The sequence below is a fragment of the Streptomyces sp. NPDC107521 genome (genome assembly GCF_055598485.1).
In genome coordinates this window covers 115560-128335 of the sequence record NZ_JBVKAT010000003.1, presented here as the reverse complement: position 1 = coordinate 128335, position 12776 = coordinate 115560, and the positions used below count along the sequence as shown (strand labels likewise).

Here is a 12776-nt window from a genome sequence, read left to right as displayed (position 1 = left end):
CCTTCCTACGGTGAGGAGGAGCCTCCTTCGTACGGTGAGGAGGAGCCTCCTTCGTACGGTGAGGAGGAGCCTCCTTCGTACGGTGAGGAGGAGCCTCCTTCGTACGGTGAGGAGGAGCCGCCTTCCTACGGTGAGGAGGAGCCCCCGTCCTACGGTGAGGAGGAGCCCCCGTCCTACGGTGACGAGGAGACCCCGCCCTCGCACCACCCGCGTCCGCACCCGCACGGCAAGCCGCCCGCCATGGCGGAGACCGGTACCGAGGGCGCCCTGGGCGCCGCTGCCGCCGGTGCCGTGCTGCTGGCCGGCGGGATGATCCTGTTCCGGCGGGGCCGCGTGGCCGCCCGTCGCTGACCCCGGGGCCGCGGCCCCGTCCCGCTGTCGCCCCCGGCCGGTACCGCACCACCGGCCGGGGGCGACGCGTGCCCGGCCGCGGCGCGCCCGTCGGCCGCGGCCCGGGCGCGGACCCCGGCGCGCCCCGCCGGAGCCATGAGGGGGCTTCGGACGACCGGGTGCCGAAGGACGTCGGGCGAGCGCAGGAGAGGAGCAGGTATGGGGGATCGGGGAGCGAGGGGACCCCGTCGGCGACGGACCGGCGGCGCCGGGACCGGGCCCGCGGGCAGGCGCCTCGCGTGGGCGGTGGCCGCGAGCGCGCTGGCGGCGGTGGCGGCACTGATGGCGGGTTCCCTGACCGGCGCGGACGCGCCGGCCGGGTCCCCCCGGCCTCCCTCCGGCGCGGCCGTTCCGCCGGACGCGTCCGGAGACCCGGCCCGGGTCCCCGCGCCGGAGGAGGAGGCCGCCGAGGCGGCCGGGACTGCGGCGCCCGCAGGGGCGTCGGCCGGGCCGTCGGGTCCGGACTTCGGCGCCTATCTGGACTACGGTCCCCGGGGTGTCGCGCGGATGGCCGGGCTGAGCCGGTGGCTGGGCGGCGCCGAGGTGAGGGTCGGCCACACCTATCTGCCCGGCGACCGCTGGAGCAACATCGAGGGCGCCCCCGGCTTCCTCGACCTCTGGGCGGACTGGCGCACCGGCGGCGCCGACCGGACGCTCGTCCTCAACGTGCCCATGCTGGAGCGGAACGAGGAGGGCGTCGGCGACCGCGAGGTGCGGCGGCTGCTCCGCCGGGGCGCGGCGGGGGAGTTCGACCACCACTTCCGGGCGCTGGCCCGGCGGCTGGTCGCCCTGGAGGTCCCGGACACCGTGCTGGTGCTCGGCTGGGAGATGAACGGCATCACCTACACCCACCGCTGCGGCCCGGACCCGGAGGCGTGGAAGGCGTACTGGAACCGGATCGTCACCGCCATGCGAGCCGTGCCCGGCCAGCGGTTCCGCTTCGACTTCACGCCGAGCCGCGGGCTGGACGCGGTGCCCTGGACCGCGTGCTACCCGGGCGACGCCGTCGTCGACGTCATCGGCATGGACGCCTACGACCAGCCGCGCGGCATGCCCTTCGCGGAGCAGGTGCGGGAGCCGTACGGCCTTCAGGCGCACGTGGACTTCGCGAAGGCGCACGGGAAGCCGGTCTCTTACCCGGAGTGGGGGCTGTTCCGCAACGGCGACAACGCGGAGTACATGCGGGGGATGCTCGCCTGGATGGACGAGCACCGGCCGCTCTACCAGACGCTCACCGACTACTGCCCGCACGGCGTCTGGCAGTGCGGCGACAACCCCCGGGCGAGCGCCGTCTACCGGGCCGCGCTCCGGGGCCGCACCGGCGGTCCGCGAACGTAGCCCCCGTGGCGGCGGGGCGGAGCCGGGGCCCGGCGGGGCGTCGGCCGGGGCGGCGCCGCCCGCGCCGAGGGCCGAGCCGGGAGGCCGCCGCGGCACCGAGGGGTGGGCCCGGGTGGTCGAGGGGTGGGACCGGGGGGCCGCCGCGGCCCGCGCCGCCCCGCCGCCGGGACCGCCCGCCGGACGTCCCGGTCCGCCCGGACTCCCCGGTGCCGGGGGAGCCCCGGTGGCCGGCGGGCCGCGGGGTCCCGGCGTCCCGGCGGACCGCCCGGGGGAGGGGCGCGCCGCTCGGTCCCGCCCCCGGCCGCTCAGTCCCCGCCGTCGGCGGACTTCCCGCGGCGGAGCAGCTCCCGGACGGTCCGCCGGGCGGCGGCGCCGCCCAGGGCCGCCGCCAGCAGCGGTGCGGTGCGGCGCCGGGCGAGCAGCAGCCGCCGGTTGGCGACCGGGCGGGGGTGCCAGTGCCGTTTGTAGGGTTCGCTGCCCCGCAGCAGGCTCAGCACGGCGGGTCGGGGGCCGGTACCCGTGCCGGGGTCCCCGGCGTCGGCCTCCGGTCCGGGTCCGGTGAGGGTCCCGGCGCAGGCGGACAGCAGCATCACCGCCACGTCGGCCCGCAGCTCGCGCAGCCGGGGGTGGGCGCCGTACAGGTAGCCCCCGGCCAGCCGGGGCGAGCACAGCGTCATGTCGACGGCGACCACCTCGTCGTCCAGCCGGAACTCGGTGACCACGGCGTCCCCGTCGGCCACCATCGGGCCGGCGGCACGCGCCAGGTGCTCGTGGAACCGGGGGCGCAGGTGTTCGCCGGTCACCCCGCGGTCCCGCCACTGCAGGCGGTGCAGCTCCAGCAGGCGGCGGACGGCCTCCCCGGTCTCCTCGGGGAGCACGGGGCGGCTCTTGACGCCGAGCGCGTCCAGTCTGCGCAGCTGGGCGCGGGCCCGCTGCCGGGCCCCGGCGGCGGGGAGCCGGGCGATCAGCGCGTCCATCGGGACGGCGGGCAGCTCCAGGCAGAGCGAGTCGTCCCGCACCCGGCGGGGGCCGCGCCAGTGTGCGTGGAGGGCCTCGGCGGCGGCGCCGGGCCGCACCTCGCGCAGGTCGACCAGCGCGGTGCGGGCCGTCCGGGACAGGGCGTCGGCGAGCGCGGCGGCGGCTGCCGGTCCGCGGTCGTCGTCCAGCAGGACGTCCCCGTGGTCGGAGACGGCCCCGCCGAGCGGGACCAGGGCCGGGAGGGGGCGGTGGACGCGCATCAGCGGCGCGGCGGCGACGAGGTCGGGGCCGTCGCGGACCAGGAGCAGCCGCAGCCGCCCGGGGCGGCCGTACGACAGCCACCAGGAGTGCAGCCAGGCGTGGCTCTGGAACGGGGTGGCGGCGGCGCACCGCCGGTACAGGCGCCGCCAGTCGGGCGCCAGAGCGGCGAAGTCACCCGTGTCGGTGACGAGTTCGTGGGTGAGGGTCACGGCCGGGCGGTGGTGTCGGGAGCGGTCGCGACGGCGCGCCCGGCGGGTGCCGGGGCGGGGCCGGGCACGGCGGCTCCGGGGGCCCCGGGGGCGGTTCCGGGGGCGGGGCGGCCGCCCGGCGGGCCCGCGGCGCGGCGGGGGCGGACCAGCAGGACGAGCCCGGCGAGCAGGCCGCCCGCGCTCGCGCCGACCAGGGCGGTCAGGACGGGGGAGGCGGAGGACGGGGCGGCCGGCTCGGTGGCGCGGGCGAACGGGCGCAGCCGGACCCGGGTGTCGGCGGCCTCGGCGTCGGCGTGCCGGGTGAGGGCGAGCGAGACCGCGTCGGCCATGGCGACGGCCCGGGCGGGACGGGTGGAGGTGGCGGCGACGGCGATCATCGGGGCGTCCGGGGAGGTGGCGGTCCGCACGGACCGCTCCAGCGTCGCCACCGGCACCCGGGCCCGCGCCTGGGCGTCCCCCAGCACGGCGAGCTGGGTGGCGACCCGGCCGTAGGCCTGGGCGAAGCCGAGGGCGGAGGCCGGGTCGGTGCCCTCGGCGGCGACGGCGACGACATAGCTGGTGGCCGTGTACTCGGGCGGTGTGGTCAGGCCGTGGGCACCGCCGAGGAGTCCCCCGGCGAGGACGCCCGCGGGGAGCAGGATCCAGCGGGGCGGCCTGCGCCGCCGCCGGGGGGCGGGCGGCACGGCGGGGTCGGAGGTGTCGGCGGCGGGTACGGCCGGGGCGAACGGGGCGGCCGGGGCCTCGGCCGCGGCGTCCCGGGCCGCGCGCCTGGCCCTGGCCCGGGCCTTGGCGGTGGGCCTGGCGCCGGCGGTGCCCTCGTCCTTGTCCCTGGCGGTGGCGGTGGCGGTGGGTCCGGTGGTGGTCATGCGGGGCTGACTCCCTGGGGTGCCGGGCGCGCCGCGGGTGTCAGGGCGTGGGCGTACACGTCCGTCAGACGGGCGGCGCTGCGGGTGATGCAGTAGTGGCGGGCGGCCTCGGGGGCCGTACGGGGGCGGGGTCCGGCGGCGCGGACCGCGGCGAGCGCGCGGGCGAACTCCGGGGCGCCGCCGGTGACCCGGCGGGCGGCGGGCGCCGCGTCCGGCGGCAGGTCCTCGACGGCGGGGCAGGAGGTGTGGAGCACCGGCAGCCCGGCGGCCAGGCCCTCGACCACCGCCAGGCCGAACGCCTCCTCGGCGGACGGGGAGGCGAGCACGTCCATGGCGGCGGTCAGGGCCGGCAGGCCGGGGCCGGGCGAGCCGTCCGGGACGCCGGGGCGCACGCCGGTGAACACGACCCGGCCAGAGACCCCCGCGCGGTGGGCGGCCCGGCGCAGCCGCTCCTCCTCGGGGCCGCCGCCGACGAGCAGCAGCCGCCAGTCGCCGGGCAGCAGCGCGAGGGCGTCGACGAGGACGCCGAACCGCTTCCCGGCCACCAGCCGTCCGACGCCCCCGACGACGAAGGCCCCGTCGGGCAGGCCCAGCCGGTGCCGGGTGCGCAGCCGCAGCGCCGGGTCGAAGCGGAAGCGGGCCAGGTCGACGCCGTTGGGGACGACCTCGATGCGGGTCCCGGGCACGCCCCAGCGGCGCAGCCGGGCGGCGACGGTGGGGGAGACGGCGACCGTGGTGCGGCCCAGCCGCTCCCCGGCCAGGTAGAGGGCGCGCACGCCCGGGGTGAGGGGGCGGCCCTCCATCAGGGAGTCGCCCAGGGAGTGCTCCGTGGCGACGACGGCGCGGACCCCGGCCAGCCGGGCGGCGATCCGGCCGTAGAGGCAGGCCCGGTAGAGATGGGTGTGGACGAGGCCGTAGCCGCCGTTCCGGATCAGGCGGACGAGGCGGGGCAGCGCGCTCGGGTCGCGGTTGCCGGCCATGCCGAGGTGGGCGACCCGGACCCCGTCGGCCCGCAGCCCGGCGGCGACCGGTCCGGGTTCGGTGAGGGTGACGACGTCGCAGTCGACCGGCAGGTGCCGCAGCAGCAGCCGGAGCTGTTGTTCGGCGCCGCCGACGCCGAGGCCGGTGATGATGTGCAGGGCCCGCATCTCACACCCCCGCCGGGGGGCGTCGGCGCAGCCGGTGCAGCCGGGTCTTGAGCAGCAGCCGGACGGCGGTGTCGCGCTGGCCGACATGGGCGCGGGGCAGGGCGTGCGGGCCGGTCAGCGGGCCGGGGTCGATGGCGCAGGCGTAGCGGTACCCGGCGGCGCGGACGGCGGCCACGGCCCGGCCGTCGAGCGCGCCGTACGGGTAGCAGAACCCGGCGGCCGGAGCACCGGTCACCTCCGCGAGCAGTGCTCTGCTCCCGGCGGTCTCGGCCCGGAGCGCGGCGTCGTCCGCGGTGGTGAGGTCGATGTGGTCCAGGCCGTGCGAGCCGATCTCGACGCCCTCGGCGGCGGCGCGCCGGATGCCGTCGGCGCTCAGCAGGGGCCGGCGCGGGCCCAGCGGGTCCCAGGCGTTGACGCCGCCGAGCCGCCCCGGCAGCACGAACAGGGTGGCGCCGCAGCCCCAGCGCCGCAGCCGGGGCAGGGCGTGTTCGACGAAGTCGGCGTAGCCGTCGTCGAAGGTCAGCCCCACCAGGTCCCGGCCGCCGCCGCGGGCCCGCTCGGCCAGCAGCTCGGCCACGGACACCCCGCGCAGTCCGTGCCGCCGCAGCCAGCCGAGCTGCGCGTCGAGCCGCTCGGGGGTGACGGTGATCCGGTAGGGGTCGTCGGAGCGGTCGCCCACGGAGTGGTACATCGCCACCCAGGGGACCGCGCCGGGGCGCGGGCGGGCGTCAGCGGACGCTGCGGTTACGGCCATGCGGAAGCCTTTGCGTGACGGAGCGGACGAGGGCGGGGACGGGGGCGAGGCCCCGCAGTCGCAGGACGCGGCCGAGCAGCACGAGGACACCGGTGGCGGTCGCGGTGCCGACGGCGACCTGGAGGGCGGTGCCGGGGACCCGGTCGGCGGCCACCGCCCCGGCCGGCGCCGCCAGGGCCGCAGCCGTGACCGCCCGGCCCAGGTCGGCCAGGACGCGCCGGACCCGGAGCGGGACGCCGCGCGGTCCGGTCCCGGCGAGCAGCAGCGCGGCGGAGAGGGTGATCCCGGCGGCGTTGGCGGCGGCGATGCCGGTGACGCCCCAGGAGGGCGCGAGGGCGGCCCCGGTCCCGGCGGTGACGGCGATCCCGGCGGCCATCGCGCCCAGCGGGTACCAACTGGCGCGGCCCGCCGAGAAGTAGGAGCGGGCCAGCGCGCCCACCACCGTCTGGCCGAGCAGCCCGAGCGCGTACACCCGCATGACGCCCGCCGTGGCCGCCGTGTCGGCGGGGGTGAACGCGCCGCGCTGGAAGAGGAGCCGGGTGATCCCGGGGGCGCAGGCGACGACCGCTGCCGTGCCCAGCAGCACCAGGAACGCGGCCACCGCCACGTCCCGTTCCACCCGGTCGCGGGCGCCCGCGGTGTCGCCGTCGGCCAGGGCGCGGGCCACCACCGGGAAGGTGACCGTGCACAGCATCAGCGACAGGGTCATCGGGATCTGCGCCACCTTCTGGGCGTAGTTCAGGTGGGAGATGGCCCCGGACGGCAGCCCCGAGGCGAGGAACCGCTCGATGAGCACCTGCGACTGGCGGCACAGCGCGAAGAGGAGGACCGCGCCGAACAGGCCGGTGGCCAGGGGACGCGGGGCGGCGGGGATGCCCGGGGCGCGAGGGACGGCTGTGACGTCCGGGGCGTCCAGGACGGCTGGGACGGCTGTGACGTCCGGGGCCGGGGCCGGCCCCGGGGGCCGGGGTCCGGTGGCCCCGGCCCGGCCGTCCTCCGGTCCGGGGGGCCGGGACACGGGTGCCGCCGGAGGTGCGGGGCGGCGCAGCTCCCTCAGCAGGGAGGGGAGCTGGACCGCCGCCATCAGGCAGCCGCCCAGTGCCACCCCGGCCGCCGCCGAGCGCACCCCCCACCGGCCGCCCAGCAGGAGCATGGTGGTGATGACACCGGCGTTGTAGGCGACGTAGATCGCCGCCGGGGCGAGGAAGCGGCGGTGGGCGCGCAGGGCCGCGCTGAAGTAGCCGGCCAGGCCGAAGCTCAGGACGCAGGTCGCGGTGAGCCTGGTGCAGTCCACCGCCAGCGCCCGGTCCGGCAGCCCCGGTGCCAGGACCCCGACCAGCCAGGGCGCGGCGGCGGCCAGCAGGGCGCCGGTGGCGGCGAAGACGAGGGCCAGCCGGGGCAGGGTCGAGGCGGTCAGGGCGCGGACCGGGTCGCCCGCGCCGTCCCGGGCGCGGCGGGACAGGGCCAGGCTGAACATCGGGACCAGGGCGAAGGCCAGCCCGTCCTCGATGAGCAGCGTCGCCGCGAACTCCGGCACCGTCCAGGCCACCAGGAACGCGTCCGTCCCGCTGCCGGCCCCGAACAGCCGGGCGAGCGCCTGGTCCCGGGCCAGCCCCAGCACGGAGCCGGCCACCGACAGGGCCGCCGTCAGCAGCGCGGCCCGTGCCAGGAACCCCCCGGAGGACCGGTCGGGGCGGCCGGACGGTGCCGGGGCGTCCGTCGTCCCTGGCGGCGCGGCCGGGAGAGCGGGGGAGGGGAGGTCCGTCACACCGCCTCCCGGGGGCCCAGCGCCCAGTGGGCCGCCAGGCCGAGGCAGACGGCCGTCAGCACGGTCGAGGGACCGCCGATGTCGGCGTAGGCGAAGTCGGTGAGCTGCCAGAGCAGCAGCCCGCAGGCGGTCAGCGCGCAGCCGTCCGCCCCGCGCGCCCCCTCGGCCCGACGGGTCCCCCCGGCGCGGGTCGCGCCCGTGACTCCCTTTGCCCTCGGGGTACTTGGCGCCGAAGCGGCGTCGGGCACGTCCCCGGCACGGTGGGTACCGGTGGCGCCCGGCGCCCCCGTGGTACGCGACGCCCCCGTGGCTCGGGGTCCCCCCGTGGCGCCGAGGACCGCCACGGCCCCGGGCGAGGCGACGGCCCAGGGCGCTCCCACGCTCCCGGGGGTCCCGGGGGCGCTGGTGGTCCAGGGGGTTCCGGTGGCACCGTGGGCTTCCACGGCAGCGGGCGCCGACACGGGCCCGAGTGCTCCCTCGGCCCCGTCGGTTCGCCCGGCGCCGGGTGCTTCCTTGGCGCCGGGCCCTCCGAGGACACCGGGCCCTCCGAGGACACCGGGCCCTCCGAGGACACCGGACCCTTCGGGGGCAGTGGGCACCCCGGGCCCTCCGGGCACCCCGGGGACCCCAGGCACCTCGGGCACGCCCGCTGGCGTCCGGGCGCCGGGCACGTCTGCGCCACCGCCGGTTCCCCCGGCACGGGGCACGCCCGTGACTCCGGAGGCCCTCGCGGCGCCGGCATGCGCGACCGCACCGCGGGTTTCCCCGGCACGGGGCGACGCCCCGGCCCCGGCCCCGGCTCCTCCCACGGTCCGGTGGGCCTTTACCGCGCCGTGCGCCGTCACGGCCCCGGGTCCTCCCCCGGCCCGGTGGGCCTCCACCGCGCCGTGCGCCGTCACGGCCCCGGCTCCTCCCCCGGCCCCGTCGGCCTCCACCCCGCCGTGCGCCGTCACGGGACCGGGTCCTCCCACGGCCCCGTGGGCCCCCGCCGCGCCGTGCGCCCTCGCGATCCCGGGCCGTTCCACCGCACTCCGCGGCGCCACGCCGGCGGGTGTCCCCGCAGCGCCTTGGCCCCCCGCCCGGGGACACGTCCCCGCCGCACCGCCGTCCGGCCCCGGCCCCGCCTCCACCTCCGGCCCCGCCTCCGTGCGCGTCCCCGCGTACAGCCGTCGCAGGCCGAGGGCGAGGAGGGCCAGCCAGCATCCGGCCAGGCCCGAGAGGCCGATGAGGCCCTGCTCGGCCAGGACCAGCAGATACATGTTGTGCGGGGAGAGCAGCGGCTGCCGCACGTAGCCCGTCCCCGCCCCGTCGGTCTCGCCGCCCGACGACAGGGCCAGCGAGGCATGGGTGTCCCGGTGGTCGGGGAAGCCCTTGAGGCCCACCCCGGTCAGCGGGCCCTCCCGCCACATGTCCACCGCCGCCGCCCACATGGTGTACCGGTCGGTGACGGACCGGTCGGGCGCGTCGGCGACCCGGGTGATGCTGTCCAGGCGCTCCTGGAGCATCGCCGTGCCGACCCCGAGGCCGCCGACCAGCACCACGCCCGCCGCGACCGCCGCCGCCCCCACCGCCAGGGCCCGCCGCGCCCCGGTCAGCAGCACCTGCGCGGCGCACGCCACCGCCGTCGCGATCCAGGCGCCCCTGCTGAAGGAGAGGGCCAGCGGCGGCAGCAGGACCAGCGCGCACCCGGCGGCGACGGCCCTGCGCCGCGCGGGGCCGTGGCCCAGCGCGAGGCCCACCGCGCAGACCAGGCCCAGGGAGACCACCGTCGCCATCCCCATCACGTCCTGCGACCCGAAGGTGCCCACGGCCCGGATCGGCTCGCCCCGGTAGAAGGCGCCGGTCGCGGTGGCGTACTGGTGCACTCCGAGGGCCCCCTGCCAGAGCGCGAGCCCCACCAGGGACCAGGCGAGCAGCCGGGCGTCCCGGCGGTCGCGCACCAGCAGCAGCACGGTGGCCGGGACGAGGACGAAGACCTGGAGGTAGCGGCCGAACCCGGCCGGCCCGGCGCCCGCCGAGGCGCCCGCGGCGGCCAGGGTGAGCCCGGGCACCGGCAGCGCCAGCACCGCGACGGCCCGGCGGGACAGGGGCCGCCGCCGCCCGCGCGCCAGCCGGACCGCGCAGTACAGCACCGCCAGCGCGGAGACCGCGTCGGCCGGGTGGGCGCCGCCGCCCGGCGCGACGGGCAGGGCGAGCAGCGCGACGACCGCCACCACCGCCAGGACGGGCGGCGGGCGCCGGACGGCCGCGGCGGACCACCGGGGCGGGGCGTGGCTCACGGCGGTCAGCTCCCCGAGGGGCGGACGAGCGCGGCGGCGGTGCGCAGCAGGATGCAGACGTCCAGCCACAGCGACCAGTCGTCGATGTAGGCGTTGTCGAAGCGGGCCCGGTCCTCGATGGAGGTGTCCCCGCGCAGCCCGTTGACCTGCGCGAGGCCGGTGATCCCGGCCGGCACCCGGTGACGGGCGGCGTATCCGGGGTGGGTCCGGCTGAACCGGGCGACGAAGTAGGGGCGTTCGGGGCGCGGGCCGACCAGGCTCATGTCGCCGCGCAGCACGTTCCAGAGCTGGAGCAGCTCGTCCAGCGAGGTGCGGCGCAGGAAGCGGCAGAACCACGGCATGCGCCGCTCGTCGGCCACGCTCCAGCGGGTGGCCGCCTCGTGCTCGTCGGCCGGGCGGTGGGTGCGGAACTTCAGCAGGGTGAAGGTGCGGCCGCCCTGGCCGACGCGTTCCTGGCGGAACACCACCCCCGGGCCGCCGCTCACCCGCAGGGCCCCGGCGCAGACCAGCAGCAGCGGGGCGAGCAGGAGCAGCAGCGCCGCCGAGACGGCCACGTCCAGGACCCGCTTGCCGGTGCCGCCGGGCCGCCCGGTGCCGCCGTCCGCCCGGCGGCAGGCGAACCCGGCGAGCCGCTCCCGGCCCGGGGCGGCGGGGACGTCGGCCTCGACCTCCCACACCGCGCAGCCCGACTCGGCCAGCGTCCGCAGCAGGGCCGCCCGCCGGGCCGGGGCCGGCGGGCGCACCGCCAGCACCTCGCGGACGCCGTTCTGCACCACGGCCCGGCGCACCTCCTCGCGAGTGGTCAGCACCGGCAGGCCGGGGGCGCCGCGCGGCCCGTCGGCGACCACCCCGACCGGGCGCATCCCGCAGCGCGGATGGCGCAGCACGGCGGCGGCGACCCGCTGGGCGGCCTGGGCGGGGCCCACGACGAGGGCGGCGCGCGGCCGGCGCAGCAGCGCGGCGCGGTGCCGCCGGTGCGCGGCGCCCCGGGCGGCGCAGGCCGCCGCCGTGTGCAGCAGGAACCCGAGCAGCAGGGTGCGCGGGGACAGCGCGCTCGGCGGGGAGTACGCCGCCAGCAGCGCCGCCAGGGCCAGCCACAGCACCGCGATCCGCCCGCACAGCGCGGGCAGTTCGTCCAGGACGCCGGGCAGCCGCCGGGCGGGGCGGAGGTGCAGCAGCAGCGCCCCGGCGGCCAGGAGGGCGACCAGCAGCGGGCGGTGCGGGGCGCCGTCGAGGACCAGCGCGCCGGGCAGGGCCGCGGCGCCGTCGGCGGCGAGCAGCGGCAGCACGGCCGCCGGGCGCGGCGCCGGGGGCCCGGCGGACGGCCGGAAGCCGTCCGCGCCGGGGCGCGGGGCCAGCACCGACACGGGTGACGGACCGAGGGCCCGCGGCTCACCGGCGGGGATGGGGACGGTGCTTTCCGCGGTCACGGCTGGGGGCTCTCCCTGCACTCGGGGGACAGGGCGGCGGGCCGTGCCCCGCCCGGCGCGGCGGGGCATGGCGGGCGGACGGCGGGACCGGGGCGCGGGCGCCGGGGGCCGGGCGGCGCGGCGGCGGGCAGCAGCTCGCGGTAGAGGGAGGTCAGGGCGGCGGTGGTGCGCCGCACGTCGTGCGCGGCGAGGACGTGGGCGCGGCCCCGGCGGCCCAGCGCGGCGCGCAGCCGGGCATCCGGGAGCAGCGCGACGAGCGCGCGGGCCAGGGCGGCGGGGTCCTCCGGCGGCACCAGGCAGTGCGCGGCGAGCGCCCTCGGCAGGGCCTCCCGGGCGCCGTCGGTGTCGGTGACGATCACCGGCCGCCCGCAGGCCAGCGCCTCCAGCGGGGCCAGCGCCATGCCCTCCCAGCGCGAGGGCAGCACGACCAGGTCGGCGGCCCGGTACCAGTCGGCGGGGTCGCGGACGGCGCCGGCGAACCGCACCGTCGCCGGGGCGCGCGCGGCGAGCGCGGCCCGGTCGGGACCGTCGCCGACCAGCACCAGCCGGGCCCCGGGCAGCCGTGCCGCCACCGCCTCCCAGGCGCGGAGCAGCACGTCCTGCCCCTTCTGCCGGCACAGCCGTCCCACGCACACCACCAGCGGCCCGGCGGCCCCGTCCCCGGCCGGGGCGCCCGGACCGGTCCCGGTCCCGGGCGCCGCCGGGCGGAAGAGGACGGTGTCCACCCCGTTGGGGAGCACCGCCCACCGTCCGGGCACGCCCGCCCGCTCGCCCCGCCGCCGCTCCGCCTCGCTCACGCACACCGTCCGCGCCGCCCAGCGCGCCGCGTACCGCTCCCAGCGCAGCGCCAGCGCCGCCGCCGTCCCGCCGACCGCCTCGAACGACCAGGCGTGCGGCTGGAACACCGTCGGCACCCGGCCGCGCACGGCGAGCCGGGCGGCGAGACCGGCCTTGGCGCTGTGTGCGTGCACCAGATCCGGCCGCACCTGTCCGACGAGCCGGGCCAGCCGGGCCGTCTCCGCCCCGAGCGCGGGGCCCGGCGCCCGGGAGGCGGACCAGTGCCGCACGTCCGCGCCGAGCGCCCGCAGCCGGTCGGCGAGCGGACCGTCCGGACAGGCGACCACGACCTCCAGCCCGTCATCGAGCTGACGGAACGTCACATCACCCACGACGCGGGCGACTCCGCCGTCCACCGGCTGGGTGATGTGCAGGACCCTCGGCCGGGACCCGGTCGGTGGCGGATGCATGCGCGTCTCCTCGCTCGCGGGAGTGCGGGGGCCGGCGGGACGCGTCTCGTCGCGTGGTTCCGGCCGCGCCGCGGCGTACGCCGGCGGGCGGAACCGGTGGACCGCGCA

Annotated in this window: 9 protein-coding genes and 2 pseudogenes; 2 read left to right on the top strand and 9 right to left on the bottom strand. The window is 79.7% G+C overall.

The genetic code is table 11. The annotated features are described in order from the left end of the window. Both ACZ7LB_RS06610 and ACZ7LB_RS06605 read left to right on the top strand, forming a co-directional pair. Positions 1-351, top strand: a 351-nt coding sequence (locus ACZ7LB_RS06610) for an LPXTG cell wall anchor domain-containing protein (RefSeq protein ID WP_471465711.1), incomplete at its 5' end; no start/stop codon positions are given. A 198-nt stretch (positions 352-549) separates the two neighbouring features. Then, on the top strand, positions 550-1728 hold the full coding sequence (locus tag ACZ7LB_RS06605) for a glycoside hydrolase family 26 protein (protein ID WP_471465710.1): 1179 nt from the start codon (positions 550-552) through the stop codon (positions 1726-1728). A 305-nt stretch (positions 1729-2033) separates the two neighbouring features. Here the strand turns inward: ACZ7LB_RS06605 and ACZ7LB_RS06600 are convergent, their stop codons facing one another. The 9 genes and pseudogenes from ACZ7LB_RS06600 to ACZ7LB_RS06560 form a co-directional block, all read right to left on the bottom strand. After that, a complete protein-coding gene (locus tag ACZ7LB_RS06600) occupies positions 2034-3176 on the bottom strand; it encodes a GNAT family N-acetyltransferase (RefSeq protein WP_471465709.1) in 1143 nt (380 codons plus the stop codon). Continuing rightward, positions 3173-3859 (bottom strand): YveK family protein, encoded by a 687-nt coding sequence (locus ACZ7LB_RS06595; protein WP_471466052.1) that lies wholly within the window; start codon positions 3857-3859, stop codon positions 3173-3175. Before ACZ7LB_RS06595 ends, ACZ7LB_RS06600 begins: the two co-directional genes overlap by 4 nt. A 179-nt stretch (positions 3860-4038) precedes the next feature. Further along, positions 4039-5190: a glycosyltransferase gene (locus ACZ7LB_RS06590; RefSeq protein ID WP_471465707.1), complete on the bottom strand. Its 1152-nt coding sequence runs from the start codon at positions 5188-5190 to the stop codon at positions 4039-4041. A gap of 1 nt (position 5191) precedes the next feature. Next, positions 5192-5881, bottom strand: a complete 690-nt coding sequence (locus ACZ7LB_RS06585) for a polysaccharide deacetylase family protein (protein WP_471466050.1) — start codon at positions 5879-5881, stop codon at positions 5192-5194. Positions 5882-5918: 37 nt separating this feature from the next. Then, positions 5919-7712 carry a lipid II flippase MurJ gene (locus ACZ7LB_RS06580; RefSeq protein WP_471465706.1) on the bottom strand — a complete coding sequence of 598 codons (1794 nt, stop codon included), beginning with the start codon at positions 7710-7712 and terminating at the stop codon, positions 5919-5921. Further along, a pseudogene (locus ACZ7LB_RS06575) lies at positions 7709-7882 on the bottom strand (O-antigen ligase family protein); the annotation flags it as partial. The pseudogene ACZ7LB_RS06575 and the gene ACZ7LB_RS06580, both read right to left, overlap by 4 nt. A 978-nt stretch (positions 7883-8860) precedes the next feature. Then, positions 8861-9991, bottom strand: a pseudogene (locus ACZ7LB_RS06570) (O-antigen ligase family protein); the annotation flags it as partial. Between the two features lie 5 nt (positions 9992-9996). Continuing rightward, positions 9997-11421: an exopolysaccharide biosynthesis polyprenyl glycosylphosphotransferase gene (locus tag ACZ7LB_RS06565; RefSeq protein WP_471465704.1), complete on the bottom strand. Its 1425-nt coding sequence runs from the start codon at positions 11419-11421 to the stop codon at positions 9997-9999. Next, complete coding sequence (locus ACZ7LB_RS06560) at positions 11418-12668, bottom strand: glycosyltransferase (protein WP_471465702.1); 1251 nt, start codon at positions 12666-12668, stop codon at positions 11418-11420. Before ACZ7LB_RS06560 ends, ACZ7LB_RS06565 begins: the two co-directional genes overlap by 4 nt. Positions 12669-12776 lie beyond the last annotated feature (108 nt).

Coding starts and splice junctions, on each gene's coding strand:
- ACZ7LB_RS06585 (WP_471466050.1), bottom strand. CDS start 5,881: ATGTACCACTCCGTGGGCGACCGCTCCGACGACCCCTACCGGATCACC.
- ACZ7LB_RS06605 (WP_471465710.1), top strand. CDS start 550: ATGGGGGATCGGGGAGCGAGGGGACCCCGTCGGCGACGGACCGGCGGC.
- ACZ7LB_RS06590 (WP_471465707.1), bottom strand. CDS start 5,190: ATGCGGGCCCTGCACATCATCACCGGCCTCGGCGTCGGCGGCGCCGAA.
- ACZ7LB_RS06560 (WP_471465702.1), bottom strand. CDS start 12,668: ATGCATCCGCCACCGACCGGGTCCCGGCCGAGGGTCCTGCACATCACC.